Here is a 16,662-nt window from a genome sequence, read left to right as displayed (position 1 = left end):
GCCGAGCACCGCGGCCTCCGCGTCCGCGCCCAGGGACGGCAGCGGCTTCGGGTCCGGGGTCGGCCGTGGCGGCGTGCCCGGGCCCGGCACGAGGTCGCCGGGCCTCAGCGCCGCAACGCACGCCTCGCGAGCGTGTTCCCCAGCCACTGCACGAGCTGCACGATGACGATGATGATCGCCACGACGACCGCGGTGACACCCCAGTCGAACTGCCGGTAGCCGTACTGGATGGCGAAGTCGCCCAGGCCGCCGGCGCCGAGATACCCGCCGATGGCGGACATGTCGAGCACGCCCACGAACAGGAACGTGGTCCCGAGGATCAGCGGCGACAGCGCCTCGGGGATGAGCACGGTGCGCACGATCCGCAGCGGCGACGCGCCCATCGCGCGCGCCGCCTCGACGACGCCCGGGTCGATCGACACGAGGTTCTGCTCCACCAGCCGCGCGAACACGAACGACGACATCACGCACATCGCGAACGCGAACGCCTCGATGCCGATCGTCTTGCCCACGACGGCGCGGGTCACCGGCCCGAGCGCGACGAGGAAGATGATGAACGGGATGGGCCGCACGATGTTCACGGCCAGGTTCAGCACCGCGAACACGGGCCGGTTGGCGAGCAGGTTGCCCGGCCGCGTCAGGTACAGCCCCATGCCGATCGCGAGGCCGCAGACCCCGCCCACGGCGAGCGCCACCATCACCATCCAGGCCGTCTCGAGGAACGCCTGCCACAGCAGCGGCAGGAGCTGGTCGGCGGTCATCGGTCGTTCCCTTCGTCCGGCGCACCCAGGGGGTCGCGGGCGGTGCCGTGGTCGACGACGTCGGTGACGGAGCGCAGCCCGGCGAGGGCGGCGCGCACCGCGTCGTCGGGCCCGACGAGCTCGACGGTGAGCGACCCGTACGGCCGCTCGGCGACCTCGGTGATGCCGCCGTAGACGATGGTGCCGTCCACGCCGTGCTCGCGGAGCACGTGCGTGACGTGCGCCGACGAGCCGGTCACGTCGTCGACGCCGACGGTGACGATGCGACCGGCGTGCCGCGTGCGCAGGCGCTCGATCACGGCGACCGACGGGCGGTCCTTGAGCGCGGTCGAGACGAACCGCCGCGTGACCTCCTGCGTGGGGGCGCTGAACACCTGGTAGGCGTCGCCCAGCTCCACGACCTTGCCGTGCTCCATGACGGCGACGCGGTGGCAGATGGAGCGCACGACGTCCATCTCGTGCGTGATGACGACGACGGTGATGCCCAGCTCGCGGTTGACGCGCTGCAGCAGGGCGAGCACGTCGTGCGTGGTCTCGGGGTCGAGCGCCGAGGTGGCCTCGTCCGCGAGCAGGATCTTCGGGTTGGTCGCGAGCGCCCGGGCGATGCCGACGCGCTGCTTCTGGCCGCCGGACAGCTTCGCCGGGTAGACGTCCGCCTTGTCGGCGATGCCGACGAAGTCGAGGAGCTCGCGCACCCGCTCACGGCGCCGGGCGGCGGACCAGCCGGCGACCTCGAGCGGGTACGCGACGTTGCCGGCCACGGTCCGCGAGCTCAGCAGGTTGAACTGCTGGAAGATCATCCCGATGCCGGCGCGGACGGGCCGCAGCCGGGCCTCGGACAGCCCGGTGAGGTCGGTGCCGTCGACGACCACGGCACCGCTCGTCGTCCGCTCCAGGGCGTTCACCAGCCGCACCAGCGTGGACTTGCCCGCGCCGGAGTACCCGATGACGCCGAAGATCTCTCCGGCGCGGACGTCGAGGGTGACGCCGTCGACGGCGCGCACCTCGGCACCCTTGCGACCGTCGAAGACCTTGGCGGCCTCCCGAAAGCTGATGATCGTCTCGCCCGTGGCCGTGGGCATCAGCCCTGCGCCTCGGTTCCGGCGAGGTCGCCCTCGATGCCGTCGAGGATGCGCTGCAGGTCGGCGGCGTCGTTGTCCTTGATGACGCCCGTGTCCCCGGAGGCCTCGAGCACGCCCTTCTCGATCTCCGGGGTGTGGAAGATGTCGATCAGCTTGTTGAGCGTCTCGTCATCCTTGTCCTCCGCCCGCGACACCCACACGTTGATGTAGGGCTCGGCGGCGGCGGAGTCCGGGTCGTCGGAGAAGATCGCGTCGTCGGAGGTGAGCCCGGCGTCGCCGACGAAGTCGTTGTTGATGATCGAGGCGTCCACGTCCTGCAGCGCGAGCGCGGTCTGCGCGGCGTCCACGGGGGTGACGGTGACCTTGGACTTCTCCGCGACGACGTCGGCCGGCGTGGAGAACGCGGTGCCGCCGCCCTCGAGCGTGATCAGCCCGGCCTCCTGCAGCACGAGCAGCGCGCGCGCCTGGTTGGTGTCGTCGTTGGGGATGGCGACCTCGCCGCCGTCGGGGATGTCCTCGACGGACTCGTGCGTCGCGGAGTACAGCGCCAGCGGGTAGACGGCGGTCGCGCCGATCGGCGTGAGGTCCGCGCCCGAGTTGACGTTGTACCCGGCGAGGAACTGCAGGTGCTGGAACTGGTTGAGGTCCAGGTCCCCGTCCGTGAGGCCCTGGTTGGGCAGCTGGTAGTCGGAGAAGTTCACGATCTCGACCGTGATCCCCTCGTCGGCGGCGGCCTGGGTGAAGGTCTCCCAGTAGTCCTCGCCGGAGGAGACGACGCCGATCTTGACCGGGTCCTCGGCGGAGCCGGTGGCGGCGCCGTCGGCCGCGTCGCTGCTGCCCGGCGCGCAGGCGGCGGCGGTGAGCGCGACGGCGGCGAGCGCGCCGACGGTGCGCACGGTGCGGCGGGCGGTGGGGCGGGAGGTGCTGCGGGACATGGGTGTCCTTCCGGGGCAGGCGACACCGGTGGAGGCGTCGTCGTGAGCATGAGGGGCGGCGGCCCGGGCCATCAGCGCAGGGCGGGCGCAGGTATTGCGGAAGCCCGGTCGTACCGGGCTTCGGAGGACGGCGGCGCCGAGGGGCGCGCCGTCAGACGCTCGGGGTCAGCGTCCCTCGCACATTCGCCCCGCAGCGGCCGCACGGCAGCGCATGACGCCGCGCGAACAGGGGCGCGCGGTCGTCGGGGCTGCGGTGGCGATGCGGGGCATGGCTCAAGGTGACCATCCGACCGGCGCACCCACCAAGCCGGCGACCCGGAAATCCCACGATGCGATCGCTTCGGCATCCACATCGTGGATTCGGTGACCTGGCCCACAGCAGCGGCGGCGCTTCGGGGCCGGCTCGGGGCCCGTCCGGAGACAGCTCGAGGCCCGTCCTGAGACAGTAAGGACCCCTCGCACACCCACCAGAGCTCACCTACCCTTGCTGCCTTCCGGCCCTGGGGGAGTTCGGCGAGATGATGCCGCACGAGGGGTCTGCACCCAGCCTAACCGAGACCCTGCCCGGACCCGAAACCGGCCCCCTGACCGAGGGCGGCAGCCGGCCGAGACGACCGTCACGCCGCGCCGATTCGGAGCCCGGCAGGGGTGTCGGCTATTCTTCTGGGGCTGCCTGCGCAGGATGCGGGCCGCGCTCCAGGAGGATTCGCCTAGCGGCCTATGGCGCACGCTTGGAAAGCGTGTTGGGTTCACGCCCTCGGGGGTTCGAATCCCCCATCCTCCGCCACAGACGGGGCCCGCACCGACACGGTGCGGGCCCCGTCGTCGTTCCCGCTGCCGCACGCGCCCGGTCGGGCGTCGGCCCGACCGAAATGCTCGTGCGACGCCCGCGGGCGCACGGGCACGATGACAGGCATGGATCGATCGTTCGAGGACCTCGTCGCTGAGGCCGACGCCGCCCCCATGGAGGGCTGGGACTTCTCGTGGCTGGAGGGGCGCGCCACCGAGGAGCGCCCGAGCTGGGGCTACTCCCGCCTGCTGCACGAGCGGCTCGGCACCGTGGACGCCGCGCTCGACCTGCAGACCGGTGGCGGCGAGGTGCTCGCCGCCGCACCTTCGCTCCCCCGCCTGGCCGTCGCGACCGAGGGCTGGCCGCCGAACGTCGCCGCCGCCACGGCCCTCCTGCACCCACGGGGAGTCGCCGTCGTGGCGCACGACGACTCGGCCGCGACGCCGCTCCCGTTCGGGGACGCGGCGTTCGACCTCGTCACCAGCCGGCACCCCGTGGTGCCGGCGTGGTCCGAGATCGCCCGCGTGCTGCGCCCGGGCGGTACGTACCTGGCCCAGCACGTCGGGCCGGCGAGCGTCTTCGAGCTGGTCGAGCACTTCCTCGGCCCGCAGCCCGAGGAGGTCCGGCGCGGCCGCGAGCCCGAGGACGAGGTCGCGGCCGCGCGGGCGGCCGGGCTGGAGCTGGTGGACCTGCGCGCGGAGCGCCTGCGCATCGAGTTCCACGACGTCGGCGCGGTGGTGTGGTTCCTCCGCAAGGTCGTGTGGATGGTGCCGGGCTTCACCTCCGACGCGTACCGCGACGAGCTGCGCACCCTGCACGAGCGCCTCGAGACGGACGGCCCGTTCGTCGCGCACTCGGCCCGCCACCTGGTCGAGCTCCGCAAGCCGGCGGGCTGACCACCCGTCGGCCGCCTGCTACCCCAGGGGCGGGGCCGCCAGGTCGACCAGCTCGTCGGCCTGCTCGACGAACCACTGCCCGGCAGGCGGGTCGACCATGCCGCGCTCGGGGTCGAGCGGGCCTCCCGTGCCACGGAAGCACTGGCCGTCGGACTCCCCCGGCACCTTGATCCACAGGTAGGCGTCGACCAGCGGCTCGCCGGTGTCGAGCGTGGGGCGCACGCCCAGCCCGCGCCCGGGCGGGTTGCACCAGTCCTCGGCGTCGGCATAGGTGTTCTCCGACGTCGCCGGGTCCCACGGCCCCTGCCCGTTGCGCGAGGTGTCGACGACGAAGCCCGTCGTGGGCTCGACGCCGCCGAGCTGCTCGGCATAGCGCGAGTCCACGCCGGCCGTGTCCAGCGCCGGGTCCGGGTCGCCCGAGGTCCATCGCCCGTAGTGCGACATCTCCACGCCCTCCCAGCCGTTCGCGGGGCCGCCGTTCCAGTACTGGTTCCCGCAGTCGCCGAGCGCCCCGCCGGCCTGCGTGACGAGCGCGAGGCACGACGAGATCCATCGCCCGTACGCCACGGAGTTCTCGGTGTACTGGTAGTTCGAGGCGTTGAGGAAGAAGCCGTCGGCCCGCTCGACTCCGGCCTTCACCAGGCGGTCGGTGTTGTCGCCCACGTTGAGCCACTTGGTGTTCGTGCCGTCGAGGTAGACCTTCGTGCCCGGCAGCGCGCCGAGGGTGTCGACGGCGTGGTTCAGCATGGCGAACCGCTCCGCGGCCGCCGTCTCCGGGTCCGCCTCGGCGGGCTGGCACCACTCCTGCGTGCCCTCGAACGTCGTGTACCAGGGGATGATCCCCAGCCCGTCGGGCTCGAGGACCACGATCGCCTGCTTGTTGCCGATGCCCTTCGCGAAGCCGTCGATCCACGCCGTGTACTCCTCGAGCGACGTCGCCCCGCCGGCCGAGTACTGCGCGCAGTCGCGGAACGGCAGGTTGTAGGCGACGAGCAGGGGCACCTCGCCGGCTGCATGGGCGCCGACGGCGACCTCCTTGACCTGCTGCTTCACCTCGCGCGGGGTGCCGCCGGTGAACCACGAGGCGGACGGGACGCCCGCGAGGGCGAGCGCGTCGTCCCGCGCGTCGCCGGTCAGGCCGAGCTCGGCGACGTGCTCGAGCGTCGTGCTGTCCGGGTTGACCCACAGCGCGGGGTCCGGTGGCGGGGGCGGCGACGCGGCGGCCGACGACGCGCCGAGGAGGCCGAGGCCGGCGAGAGCCGCGACCGCGGCCAGGCGCCGACGGGCGCCGGCGCCGCGCGCGGCTCGCCGGGACGTGGGACGGGTGACGACGGACATGGAGATCTCCTTTGACCCGATGCCGATCCGGTGCCGCGGCGCGCCTCCTGCCGACCCACCGGTGTGGAAGCGCTCCCACGGCCGTGCAGGAATCAGCCTGCCCGTCCCCGGGACGCGGCGTCAACCGGTCACCTCGACGGGCCCAGGACGGCTCCGGGACGCCCGGCACGGTCCGGAGTTGTGTCCGAATCGTGTCCGTGTCGCGCAGCGAGCCGCCGGGAGCCCCGGGCAAGCCCCCTACGATGTCAGCCATGATCTTCAAGGCCGTGGGGGACGGCCGTCCGTACCCCGACCACGGGCACGTGAGTGCCAAGGACTGGGTCGACGTGCCCCCGCGGCAGGTGCGGCTCGACGAACTGGTCACGACCAAGCGGACGCTCGACCTCGACCATCTGCTCGCCCAGGACAGCACCTTCTTCGGCGACCTCTTCGCCCACGTCGTCGAGTACGAGGGCGTCCTCTACCTCGAGGACGGCCTGCACCGCGCCGTGCGCGCCGCCCTGCAACAGCGCCCGGTGCTGCATGCGCGCGTCCTCACAGTCCGTTGACCCGTCCCGAACGGCCGAACTCAGGTAGTTTCTTCGCGTGACATCACCAGCCCAGGACCCTGTGCGCGTGGCGCGCCGCCGGCGCGAGCACGAGCGTCAGGCTGTCGTCTTCGGGCTCCTCATCGCGTTCCTGCTGATGGCGGCGCTCGGCGCGCTCGCCGCGTACTCCGGCGCGATCAGCACCCCGTTCTCCAGGCCTGTCTACACGCCGGTCGCCGCCGTGCCGCAGCCGGAGCCCTGCCTCCCGCCCGTGGAGGGCCAGCCCGACGGCGCCCTGCCCGTGGCCTACGAGAAGATCAAGGTGCGCGTGTTCAACGCCTCCGAGACGGGCGGCGTCGCGAACGCGAACGCCGAGGTCCTCGAGGAGCGGGGCTTCAACGTCACCTCCACCGGCAACATGAACAGCCAGGTCGAGGAGTCCGAGCTGCGGTTCGGCACCAAGGGCATCACCCGCGCCTACACCGTCGCGGCGCAGATCCCGGACGTGCGGCTCGTCCTCGACGACCGCAAGGGCGCGTCGGTCGACCTGCTGGTCGGCAACCGGTACAGCCCGCCGCTCGACGAGGAGCAGGTGCTGCTCACCGCCGACACCCCCATGCAGGACGTGCAGGGCTGCCTCGCCGCCGACGAGATCACCCCGATCCCGGCGGAGAAGCCGGCGCAGGCCGTCAAGACCGCCGCCTGACGGCACGGGCCCGACCGTCCGACGACGTCGGGCCCGGCCGCCGGGTCACCGCCGGGTGCCGTCCGTCTCGCTGCCGGCCGGGGCCGACGCCGGCGACGCCGGCTCGGCGACCGTGCCGCGCCACCGGGCCACCGCCCGCATCCCGTGGTAGATCACCAGGGCAGAGGCCGTGCCGAGCGCGATTCCCTCGAAGGTCAGGTCCCCCACCACCCAGGTGAAGTTCGCGATGCCGATGATGAGCGGCACGGCCGCCGTCGTCAGGTTCACCGGGTCGCCGAAGTCCACCCGGTTCTGCACCCAGATGCGGGCGCCGAGGATGCCGATCATCCCGTAGAGCATCGTCGTCGCCCCGCCCAGCACGCCCGCGGGGATCGTGGCGATCAGCGCGCCGAACTTGGGCGACATCGACAGCAGCAGCGCCGTCGCCGCGGCCACCCAGTACGCCGCCGTCGAGTACACGCGCGTGGCGGCCATGACGCCGATGTTCTCCGCGTACGTGGTGGTGCCGGAGCCGCCGCCCACGCCCGCGAGCGTGGTCGCGATGCCGTCGCTGAACAGCGCGCGGCCCGTGAGGTGGTCGAGGTTCTTGCCCGTCATCGCCGCCACGGACTTCACGTGGCCCACGTTCTCCGCGACCAGCACCAGCACCACGGGGACGAACAGCCCCAGCACCGCCGGGTCGAACGACGGCGTGACGAAGTGCGGGAAGCCGAACCAGTCCGCCCGCTCGACGTCAGTGAAGTCGACCTCGCCCTGGAGCAGCGCGGCGACGTACCCGATCGCCACGCCGACGAGGATCGACAGACGCCCCAGGATCCCCTTGAACAGCACCGTCACGAGGATGATCGCCGCCAGGGTGATCACCGCCGTGACCGGAGCCAGCTTGAAGTTGTCCCACGCCGCCGGCGCCAGGTTGAGGCCGATGAGGGCGACGATCGTGCCGGTGACGATCGGCGGCATGACGACGTCGATCCAGCGCGCGCCGGCGAAGTGCACCACCGTGCCGATCGCGGCGAGCACGAGGCCCGTGACGAGGATGCCGCCCACGGCCACCGACTGCCCGTGCGACACCGTCGCGGCCCCGATCGGCGCGATGAAGGCGAAGCTGGAGCCCAGGTAGCTGGGCAGCCGGTTGCGCGTGACCAGCAGGAACAGCGCCGTGCCGATCGCCGAGAAGAACAGCGTGGTCGCGGGCGAGAACCCCGTGATGAGCGGCACGATGAACGTGGAGCCGAACATCGCCACCACGTGCTGCATGCCGATGCCGATCGTGCGCGGCCAGCTCATCCGTTCCTCGGGGGCGACGACGTCACCGGGTCCGACGTGCTTGCCGTCGCCGTGCAGGGTCCAGCCGAGGCTCATAGGTGCTCCGTCCGTCGGGCCCGGTGCGGGCCGCCGTGCTCACCCAGCCGCTCGCCCGTGAACGTCCGGTGAAGATTGCCGCCGCACAGAGTACCCACACCCGTGAGCCCGGCCCGACGGCCGGGCGCACGCTCAGAGCTGCGTCGCGACCTCGCGCGCCACCAGGTCCAGGTGGTCGAGGTCCTGCAGGTCCAGCGTCTGCAGGTAGACCCGCTGGACGCCCTGGTCGCGCAGCGACCCCAGCAGGTCCACGGCCTCGGACACCGTGCCGGCGACGCCGTGCTCGCGCAGCTCGGCGGGCTCGCGCCCGATCGCGGCGGCGCGGCGCGTGAACTCGGCCTCGTCCTTGCCGACGGCGAGCACGAGCGCCACGGACTGCACGAGCGACTCGGGCGTGCGGCCGGCCGCGGCCAGCGCGTCGTTGATGACGCCGATGCGCGGCGCGACGGAGTCGAGCTCCGGGAACCCCTGGTTGTACTCGTCGGCGAACCGCGCCGCGAGCGCCGGGGTGCGGGTCGGGCCACCGCCGCCGACGATCACGGGAAGCTTCTCCTGGGCCGGCTTCGGCAGCGCCGGGGAGTCGGTGAGCGTGTAGTGCGTGCCGTGGTGGGAGAACGTCTCGCCGGCCGGCGTCGCCCACATCCCCGTGAGGATCTCGAGCTGCTCGGTGAGGAGGCCGAACCGCTTGTCGGGGAACGGGATGCCGTACGCCTCGTGCTCGCGCGCGAACCAGCCTGCGCCGAGGCCGAGCTCGACCCGCCCGCCCGACATCTGGTCCACCTGCGCGACCTGGACGGCCAGCACCCCGGGGTGCCGGAACGTCGCCGACGACACGAGCGTGCCGAGCCGCACCGTGGAGGTGTCGCGCGCCAGGCCCGCGAGGGTGGTCCACGAGTCGGTGGGGCCGGGCAGGCCGTCGCCGCCCATCGCCAGGTAGTGGTCGGAACGGAAGAACGCGCTGAAGCCGAGCTTCTCGGTCGCCTGGGCGACGGCGAGCTGGTCGTCGTAGGTGGCGCCCTGCTGGGGCTCGGTGAAGACACGAAGGTCGAGGGTCATGTCAGTCCGTCTCTCGGTGGTGGGGCGGGCCTGCCGCGGCCGGCGGCCCGCGCGGGTCGGAACGGGGAGTGAACGGGAGTCAGGAGAAGGTCGGGTCGCTCGTGCGGGAGCGCTTCAGCTCGAAGAACTCCGGGAACGACGCCAGCGCCCGGGCGCCGTCGAACACCCGCAGCGCGTCCTCGCCGCGCGGGACGCGCGTGAGGACGGGGCCGAAGAAGGCCACGCCGTCGACGTGGAGCGTGGGCGTGCCGACGTCCTCCCCCACCGGGGCCATGCCGGCCCGGTGGGACGCGGCCAGCGCGTCGTCGTAGGCGTCGCTCGTGGCGGCGTCGGCGAGGCTCGCGGGCAGGTGCGCCTCGGCGAGGCCCTCGGCCGCGACGGCGTCGAGGTCGGTGCGGCCCTGCGGGTGGATGCGCGTGCCGACGGCGGTGTAGAAGGCCGAGAAGGCGTCGGGGCCGTGGTCGGCCTGGACGGCGGCCGCGACGCGGCCGATGCCGCGGGAGCCGTCGATCTTGGCGCGGTAGTCGGCCGGCAGGTCACGCCCCTCGTTGAGGAGGTAGAGGCTCATCAGCCGGAACGTGAGCCGCAGCTCGCGCTGGGCGGCCACCTCGAGCGCCCACCGCGACGTGATCCACGCGAACGGACACAACGGGTCGACGAAGACGTCGACGACGGGCACCGTGCCGCCGTCGGAGATGGTCTCGGGCGAGGGCGTCGTGGTCACGGAGGTCACGCTCGCCACCCTACCCACGCCGTCGGGACGCCGTGCGTCGTCGGCCCGCCCCGGTCCGGTGCCCGCCCTGCACGGCGGACCTCGGTAGGGTCGCCCCGTGCGCAAGGTGCAGTGGTCGAGCGTCGCGACGGTCGTCGGGGCCGTCGTCGTCGCCGTCCTCATGCTCGTGCTCGTGCTGCGCGGCCGGGTGTGGGCGTGGATCCCGTTCGCCCTCGCCGCCGGGATCGCCGTGCGCGAGATCCGGTTCCTGCAGCGTGCGCGGCGTCCCGACGCGGGCTTCGACGAGCAGCGCCGGGGCCGTCCCTCCGATCGCTGACGGGCGTCGCCACCGAAGTCACCCGCCCCGGGCGTCGACCGCCGTCGTCCCGGGGTCTAGCGTCGAGAGGGGCGCCGCCGCCCGCGACGCCCGGCCTGTCCGCGGCCGGCGCGGGCACGCGCGCGGAGGCACCCATGGCCACCACCGACGACGCCCCCGCCGACACCTCCGTCCCGCCACCGTCACCGTCACCGTCACCGAGCGTGGACGAGTTCGCGGAGCGGCTCCTGGCCGCCACCCTCGGCGCGATCGACCTGCTCGCGGTGCACCTCGGGGACCGGCTCGGGTGGTACCGGGCGCTCGTCGACTCCGGCCCGCTCACGTCCGGCGCGCTCGCCGCGACGACGGGCACCGTCGAGCGGTACGCCCGCGAGTGGCTCGAGCAGCAGGCCGCGTCCGGGATCCTCGTCGTCGCCGACGACGGCGCCGTGCTGGGACCGCCGGACGACCCGCCGGCGGCCGGCCGCGCCCGCGCGTACGCGCTCCCGCCGGCGCAGGCCGAGGTCCTCACCGACGCCTCGTCCCTCGCGTACACGGCCCCGCTCGCACGGTTCCTCGCGGCGATCGGCCCCCAGCTGCCCCACCTGCTCGCGGCGTACCGCGCCGGCGGCGGGGTGTCGTGGGAGCAGCTCGGCGACGACGCCCGCCAGGCCCAGGCCGGCGCCAACCGGCCGTGGTTCGACCTGCGCCTCGCCCCGGCGCTCGCCGGGGTGCCGGCCGTGCACGACGTGCTGGCCCGGCCCGGCGCCCGGGTCGTCGACGTCGGCTGCGGCTTCGGGTGGTCGACGCTCGCGCTGGCGCGCGCCTACCCGGCGGCGCGGCTGCACGGCGTCGACGTCGACGCGCCGTCCGTCGCGGCCGCCCGCGAGGCGGCCGCGCGTGCAGGGCTCGCCGACCGGGTGACGTTCCACCTGGCCGACGCCGCGGCGCTGGCGGCCGGCCTCGGCGAGGGGCCCGGCGACGCGGCCCCGTTCGACGCCGCCTTCGCGTTCGAGTGCGTCCACGACATGCCCCAGCCCGTGCCCGTGCTCGACGCCGTGCGGCGCGCGGTGCGGCCCGACGGCGTCGTCGTCGTGATGGACGAGGCCGTGGCCGACGAGCTGCGGGCGCCCGCCGACGACGTCGACCGCCTCATGTACGGGTACAGCCTGTTCGTCTGCCTGCCGGACGGGCTGTCGAGCACCCCGTCGGTCGGCACGGGCACCGTGCTGCGCCCCGCGACGCTGCGCCGGTACGCCCGCGAGGCGGGCTACTCCGGGGTCGAGGTGCTGCCGATCGACGACTTCTCGTTCTTCCGGTTCTACCGGCTGACGACCTGACCGCGACACCGACCGCCACCGGACGGGTACGGGGAACGGCCGCGGTGCGGAGTAGCCTCCTGCCCATGACCGCCGTCCGGACGCACACCCACGCCCAGGCCGTCGACGCAGCCATCGACCTGTTCTCGCGCCAGGGATACGAGCAGACCACCGTCGAGGAGATCGCCGACGCCGCGCAGGTCAGTCGTGCCACGTTCTTCCGCCGCTTCCGCTCCAAGGAGGACGTGATCTTCGCCGACCACGAGCTCCTGCTGGAGGAGGTGGTCGTCATGCTCGCCGCCACCCGGCCCGAGGCCCGGGCCAGCGAGGAGAACGGCCGCGCGCCCGAGCGCGCCTGGGACCCCGCGACCGACCCGTACCTCGAGGTGTGCCGGGCGGCGCGGCTCGTCTTCGACCACCACGTGGGCCAGCGGGAGACGTCGATCGCCCGGCACACGCTGCTGCAGCAGGTGCCGGCGCTGCGCGACCGCGAGCTCGTCACGACGCACCGTTACGAGCGCGCCTTCACCGCCTACCTGCGCGACACGCTGCCCCCGGACCGCTCCATGACGACGATGTCGATCGCGTTCGCCGCGTCCGTCGTCGCGGTCCACAACGCGATCCTGCGCCGGTGGCTGCGCAACCCCCACCTCGACCTGCGGCCCGAGCTCGAGGAGGCGTTCCTCGACCTGCGCCGGGCGGCGGTCCACCCGCTCCCCCGGTCGGACGACGACGCCCCGGACACCGCCCCGGCCGTCGAGCCCGCCGAGCCCGCGCGCGGAGCGGCCGACGCACCCGCCGACGAGGCCCCGGCCGTCCGGACCCGCACGTCGGGCTCGGACGGGCGCCGCGTCATCGTGACGGTGCTCGAGCCCGGCGCCGGGCCCGACGCGGTCGCGCGGGCCGTCCGCGACGCCCTCGCCTGAGGCGACCGCACGTCGCGGGAATGCACCTGTGGCATCCTGCGTTGTGCAGGACGCCGCCGGGAACCTCCGGCGGTGAGACACGCACGTACGTGCTCCGGGGTCGGTGCAATTCCGAACCGGCGGTGACAGCCCGCGACCCGTGACCCCGCTATTCGCGGAGGGCACGGTTGACCTGGTGGAAATCCAGGGCCGACGGTGAAAGTCCGGATGGGAGGCAGCACGTGCGGCGCACGCCCGGTGACGGGTGGGCGCCGCCCGGTCGTCGTGTCGTCGCGCCCCCGAGGGCCGGCGGCCGCCGTCCGTCCCCCCGGCGCCCGCACGGCTGACCGGGAGAGGATCCGATGGACGCCATCCGCGCCCTGTTCGACGCCACGCTGACCATCGGCGACCAGCAGCTGCTCTGGCGCGAGATCATCGGCAACCTGTTCGGCCTGGCGTCCGCGCTGGGCGGCATGAGCCGCAAGGTGTGGGCCTGGCCGGTGGGCATCGTCGGCAACCTGGTGCTCTTCACCGTGTTCATGGGGTCGTGGTTCGGGGACACCAGCCGCGCCGACATGCTCGGCCAGGCCGGGCGGCAGGTGATGTTCCTCGCCGTGAGCATCTACGGCTGGGTGCAGTGGCGCCGGACGCAGCGCGCCGACCTCGAGGTCCGCGCCGACGGCAAGATCCCCGCGGAGGGCGGCGCCGCCGTGCACCCGCGCTGGGCGTCGGGCCCGCAGCGCGTCGGGATCGTCGTCGCGCTGGTGGGCGGCACCCTGCTGCTGACGCCCCTCTTCCGGGCCCTCGGCTCCTACGAGCCCGTGTGGGCCGACGCGTGGATCTTCATGGGCTCCCTGATCGCCACCTACGGCATGGCCAAGGGCTGGGTCGAGTTCTGGCTGGTGTGGGTCGCCGTCGACGTCGTCGGCGTGCCGCTCCTGCTCTCCGCCGGCTACTGGGCCACCGCGTCGATGTACGTGTTCTACGGCGCCTTCACGCTGGTCGGCTTCTTCGTCTGGTGGCGCATCCACCGGCGTGAGCAGGCCGAGGCGGCGGCGAGGGCGTCCCTCACGACCTGACCCGTCAGGGCGCGGCCGTGCCGGCGACGACGACCTCCACCCCGTGCTCGCGGAACGCCGCGCGCACGTCGGGGCCGGGGTCCGTGTCGGTGAGCAGCACGTCGAGCTGCGCCGAGTCGCAGATGAGCGCGAACGCCGCGGCCCCCAGCTTCGACGCGTCGGCCACGACCACGACCCGCTCCGCCCGGCTCGCGAGCTCCCGGTTCACGGCGGCCTCGCCCTCGTGGTGCGCCATCGCCCCGCGCCGCGGGTCCACGGCGTCCACGCCGAGGAACGCGATGTCCACCCACACCTGCTCCAGGGCGGGCGCCGTGAGCGGGCCGATCAGCTCGTACGACTGCGGCCGCGCGACGCCCCCCACGACGAGGATCTTCACCTGGGGGCGCACCGCGAGCTCGGTGGCGATGTTCAGCGCGTTGGTGACGACCGTGACGCTCGGGCCGCCGTCGCCCGACGCGAGGTCCGGCCGGCTGGCGATCGCGCGCGCGACCTCGTGGGTGGTCGTCCCGCCGTTCAGCGCGACGGTGCTGCCGATCGGCACCATCGCGGCGGCCGCCGCCGCGATCCGGCGCTTGGCGTCGGCGTTCCGCGCGATCTTGTAGCTCAGCGGCAGGTCGAGCGACGCCGCCCCCGACACCACTCCACCGTGGGTGCGGGTGAGCAGCTGCTGCTGCGCGAGGTGGTCGAAGTCCCGGCGCACCGTGGCCACCGAGACGCCGAGGCACTCCGCGGCCTCCTCGACGCCGAGCCGCCCCCGCTCGGCGACGAGCCCGAGGATGTCATTGAGACGCTGGTGTCGCGACATGCCGCCCATCCTTCCCCATCAGGGCGGCGACGGGCCTCAGGCGAACACTGCACTCTCTGCCGCGTTCACCCACGACTCCGCTCCGGGCGCGTGCCTCGTCCCTCGGCCCCCACCCTGCGCTGCGTCTCAGGCGAACGCGGAGACGCCGGTGATGTCGCGGCCCACGATGAGCGCCTGCATGGACTCGGTGCCCTCGTAGGTGTGCAGCGCCTCGAGGTCCGCGAAGTGCCGCGCCACGCGGTTGCCGAGCAGGATGCCGTTGCCGCCGAGCATGTCGCGGGCGATCGACGCGACCTCACGGGCCTGCCGCGTGGTCGTGTACTTCGCCAGCGACGCCTGCTCGCCCGTGAGCGTGCCGGCGTCGGCCAGGCGCGTGATCTGCGCGACCAGCAGCTGCATCTGGGTGACCAGCGACAGCATGCGGGTGAGCCGCTCCTGGACCATCTGATTCTTCGCCAGCGGCCGGCCGAACTGGATGCGCTGCGTCGAGTACGCGGCCGCCGCCTCGTAGCAGGCGATCGCGTGCCCGACCGCCGACCAGGCGACGGCGAGTCGGGTCGCGAACAGCACGGCGGCCGTCGCCTTGAAGGACGTCGCCTTCGGCAGCGCCGCGTCGGCCGGGACGAAGACGTCGTCGAACAGGATGTGCGCCTGCCAGATGGCACGCAGCGACACCTTGCCCTCGATGGTCGTGGCGGTGTAGCCCGGCGCGTCCTGCGGCACGATGAAGCCGTGCACCTGGTTGTCGCCGTCGTCGCCGACCAGGCGGGCCCAGACGACGGTGATGTCGCCGCAGGAGCCGAAGCCGATCCACTTCTTCTCGCCGCTGATGGCGTAGCCCTCGACGCCGTCGCGGGTCTCCTTGCGGGCGGTCGTCTCGAGCGAGACGGAGTCCGAGCCGTGGGTGGGCTCGGTGAGCGCGAACGCGCCGAGGATCTCCCCGCGGGCCATGGGCTCGGCGTACTTCTCGACCTGCTCGGGCGAGCCGTGCATGACGATGGAGCGCAGCGCGAGCCCGCCCTGGACACCGCAGATCGTCGCGACCGAGCCGTCGCCGCGCGACATCTCCATGCTGGCCAGGCCCTCGGCCATGAAGCTCACGCGCGGGCGGCCGGGCACGTCGACGCCGTCGCGCAGGAAGTCGCGCTCGGCGAGCTTCTTGACGAGGTCGAACGGCACCTCGGCGCGCTCCCAGTAGCCGTCGATGACGGGCAGGACCTCGTCCTGGACGAACTCGCGCACGGCGAGCTGGTGCGCACGGGCCTCGGTGCCGATGTCGGCGAACGCGCCGACGTAGTCGAGGTCGAGCGGCTGCGAGACGTCGTAGTCGGGGGCGGTCACGCCGGGCATGACGGGGGCGTTGCGGGTCATCGACGACCTCTCTGCGCGGGGGTCCGAGCGGGCCCGGTGGAGAAGGAGAACGACCGGCGCCGCCACAAGGCTGGTGGAATGACGACGCCGGTCTCCCTCCATCGTGGACCGCGACCGCGTCTCAAGTCAAGCGATACTCCGTCTCACTCTGTCGGCCCGTCCGACGCCGCCCTCACGGGGCGGCACGCGGCGGTGCGCGTGAGACTGGGGCGATGGCGACGACGAGCGCGGGGCTGCTGCTCTACCGGACGGCGCCGGGGAGCGAGATCGAGGTCCTGCTCGGGCACATGGGCGGCCCGTTCTGGGCACGCAAGGACGAGGGGGCATGGTCGGTCCTCAAGGGCGAGCTCGACCCGGACGAGGAGCCCCACGCCGCGGCGCTGCGCGAGGCCGCCGAGGAGCTCGGCCTGCCGCTACCGCCGGCGTCGACCCCCGACGTCGACCTCGGAGAGGTGCGCCAGCGGTCCGGCAAGCGCGTCCTCGCCTGGGCGCGCGAGTGGCCGCCCCCGGGCCCGGACCTCGACCAGGCCCGGAGCAACACCGTCGAGATCGAGTGGCCACCACGCTCGGGACGGCGTCTCGAGATCCCCGAGATCGACCGCGTCGCCTGGTTCACGCCCGACGACGCACGCCGCGCCGTCGTCCGCGCCCAGGCCACGTTCGTCGACCGCCTGGAGGCCGCCGTCGCGGGCCGGCGGTGAA

The 16,662-nt window shown here is 73.5% G+C and carries 17 protein-coding genes, 1 tRNA gene, 1 other RNA gene and 1 riboswitch; of the genes, 9 read left to right on the top strand and 10 right to left on the bottom strand.

Going from position 1 to position 16,662, the window contains the following annotated elements; genetic code table 11:
• Positions 1–104: 104 nt before the first annotated feature.
• The 4 genes from IEW03_RS02670 to ffs all read right to left on the bottom strand — a co-directional run bounded on the left by IEW03_RS02670 (position 105) and on the right by ffs (position 3,319).
• A complete protein-coding gene (locus IEW03_RS02670) occupies positions 105–761 on the bottom strand; it encodes a methionine ABC transporter permease (protein WP_188522114.1) in 657 nt (218 codons plus the stop codon).
• Complete coding sequence (locus IEW03_RS02665; protein WP_188522113.1) at positions 758–1,843, bottom strand: methionine ABC transporter ATP-binding protein; 1,086 nt, start codon at positions 1,841–1,843, stop codon at positions 758–760. The genes IEW03_RS02670 and IEW03_RS02665 overlap by 4 nt, the downstream gene beginning before the upstream one ends.
• Complete coding sequence (locus tag IEW03_RS02660; RefSeq protein ID WP_188522112.1) at positions 1,843–2,778, bottom strand: MetQ/NlpA family ABC transporter substrate-binding protein; 936 nt, start codon at positions 2,776–2,778, stop codon at positions 1,843–1,845. The genes IEW03_RS02665 and IEW03_RS02660 overlap by 1 nt, the downstream gene beginning before the upstream one ends.
• A 444-nt stretch (positions 2,779–3,222) precedes the next feature.
• Positions 3,223–3,319, bottom strand: an RNA gene (gene ffs / locus IEW03_RS02655) — signal recognition particle sRNA small type.
• A 158-nt stretch (positions 3,320–3,477) separates the two neighbouring features.
• On the opposite strand from ffs, the gene IEW03_RS02650 reads away from it, so the two are divergent.
• Positions 3,478–3,565, top strand: a tRNA-Ser gene (locus tag IEW03_RS02650).
• 128 nt (positions 3,566–3,693) lie between these two features.
• On the top strand, positions 3,694–4,464 hold the full coding sequence (locus tag IEW03_RS02645) for a class I SAM-dependent methyltransferase (protein WP_188522111.1): 771 nt from the start codon (positions 3,694–3,696) through the stop codon (positions 4,462–4,464).
• Between the two features lie 18 nt (positions 4,465–4,482).
• Here the strand turns inward: IEW03_RS02645 and IEW03_RS02640 are convergent, their stop codons facing one another.
• Complete coding sequence (locus tag IEW03_RS02640; protein ID WP_188522110.1) at positions 4,483–5,802, bottom strand: glycoside hydrolase family 6 protein; 1,320 nt, start codon at positions 5,800–5,802, stop codon at positions 4,483–4,485.
• Positions 5,803–6,053: 251 nt separating this feature from the next.
• Between IEW03_RS02640 and IEW03_RS02635 the strand changes: the two genes are divergently transcribed.
• On the top strand, positions 6,054–6,350 hold the full coding sequence (locus IEW03_RS02635) for a type II toxin-antitoxin system VapB family antitoxin (RefSeq protein ID WP_188522109.1): 297 nt from the start codon (positions 6,054–6,056) through the stop codon (positions 6,348–6,350).
• 37 nt (positions 6,351–6,387) lie between these two features.
• Positions 6,388–7,035 carry a LytR C-terminal domain-containing protein gene (locus IEW03_RS02630; protein WP_188522108.1) on the top strand — a complete coding sequence of 216 codons (648 nt, stop codon included), beginning with the start codon at positions 6,388–6,390 and terminating at the stop codon, positions 7,033–7,035.
• 45 nt (positions 7,036–7,080) lie between these two features.
• On the opposite strand, the gene IEW03_RS02625 is transcribed toward IEW03_RS02630, so the two are convergent.
• The 3 genes from IEW03_RS02625 to IEW03_RS02615 all read right to left on the bottom strand — a co-directional run bounded on the left by IEW03_RS02625 (position 7,081) and on the right by IEW03_RS02615 (position 10,177).
• On the bottom strand, positions 7,081–8,397 hold the full coding sequence (locus tag IEW03_RS02625) for a uracil-xanthine permease family protein (RefSeq protein ID WP_188522107.1): 1,317 nt from the start codon (positions 8,395–8,397) through the stop codon (positions 7,081–7,083).
• A gap of 132 nt (positions 8,398–8,529) precedes the next feature.
• Positions 8,530–9,453: an LLM class F420-dependent oxidoreductase gene (locus IEW03_RS02620; protein WP_188522106.1), complete on the bottom strand. Its 924-nt coding sequence runs from the start codon at positions 9,451–9,453 to the stop codon at positions 8,530–8,532.
• A 79-nt stretch (positions 9,454–9,532) separates the two neighbouring features.
• The gene (locus IEW03_RS02615; RefSeq protein ID WP_308808197.1) at positions 9,533–10,177 is read right to left on the bottom strand and encodes a mycothiol-dependent nitroreductase Rv2466c family protein; all 645 of its coding nucleotides are present in this window, start codon (positions 10,175–10,177) and stop codon (positions 9,533–9,535) included.
• A 106-nt stretch (positions 10,178–10,283) separates the two neighbouring features.
• Here IEW03_RS02615 and IEW03_RS02610 point away from each other — a divergent pair, with 106 nt between their 5' ends.
• The 4 genes from IEW03_RS02610 to IEW03_RS02595 all read left to right on the top strand — a co-directional run bounded on the left by IEW03_RS02610 (position 10,284) and on the right by IEW03_RS02595 (position 13,784).
• On the top strand, positions 10,284–10,502 hold the full coding sequence (locus IEW03_RS02610) for a hypothetical protein (RefSeq protein ID WP_188522105.1): 219 nt from the start codon (positions 10,284–10,286) through the stop codon (positions 10,500–10,502).
• Positions 10,503–10,636: 134 nt separating this feature from the next.
• Positions 10,637–11,821, top strand: coding sequence for a class I SAM-dependent methyltransferase (locus tag IEW03_RS02605; RefSeq protein WP_188522104.1), 1,185 nt, complete (start codon positions 10,637–10,639; stop codon positions 11,819–11,821).
• A 65-nt stretch (positions 11,822–11,886) separates the two neighbouring features.
• A complete protein-coding gene (locus tag IEW03_RS02600; protein ID WP_188522103.1) occupies positions 11,887–12,726 on the top strand; it encodes a TetR/AcrR family transcriptional regulator in 840 nt (279 codons plus the stop codon).
• 85 nt (positions 12,727–12,811) lie between these two features.
• Positions 12,812–12,951, top strand: a riboswitch (FMN riboswitch).
• 116 nt (positions 12,952–13,067) lie between these two features.
• Positions 13,068–13,784 carry a nicotinamide mononucleotide transporter family protein gene (locus IEW03_RS02595; protein ID WP_188522102.1) on the top strand — a complete coding sequence of 239 codons (717 nt, stop codon included), beginning with the start codon at positions 13,068–13,070 and terminating at the stop codon, positions 13,782–13,784.
• Positions 13,785–13,788: 4 nt separating this feature from the next.
• Here the strand turns inward: IEW03_RS02595 and IEW03_RS02590 are convergent, their stop codons facing one another.
• Complete coding sequence (locus IEW03_RS02590; RefSeq protein ID WP_188522101.1) at positions 13,789–14,589, bottom strand: DeoR/GlpR family DNA-binding transcription regulator; 801 nt, start codon at positions 14,587–14,589, stop codon at positions 13,789–13,791.
• A 126-nt stretch (positions 14,590–14,715) separates the two neighbouring features.
• Positions 14,716–15,960, bottom strand: a complete 1,245-nt coding sequence (locus IEW03_RS02585; RefSeq protein ID WP_188522100.1) for an acyl-CoA dehydrogenase family protein — start codon at positions 15,958–15,960, stop codon at positions 14,716–14,718.
• A 212-nt stretch (positions 15,961–16,172) separates the two neighbouring features.
• Between IEW03_RS02585 and IEW03_RS02580 the strand changes: the two genes are divergently transcribed.
• A complete protein-coding gene (locus IEW03_RS02580; protein ID WP_188522099.1) occupies positions 16,173–16,661 on the top strand; it encodes an NUDIX hydrolase in 489 nt (162 codons plus the stop codon).
• The last annotated feature ends 1 nt before the right edge of the window (position 16,662 follow it).

This window comes from Isoptericola cucumis, assembly GCF_014635665.1.
Classification (GTDB): domain Bacteria; phylum Actinomycetota; class Actinomycetes; order Actinomycetales; family Cellulomonadaceae; genus Isoptericola; species Isoptericola cucumis.
The sequence above is the reverse complement of the archived record's forward strand: the minus strand, read 5'-3'. Positions and strand labels throughout refer to the sequence as shown.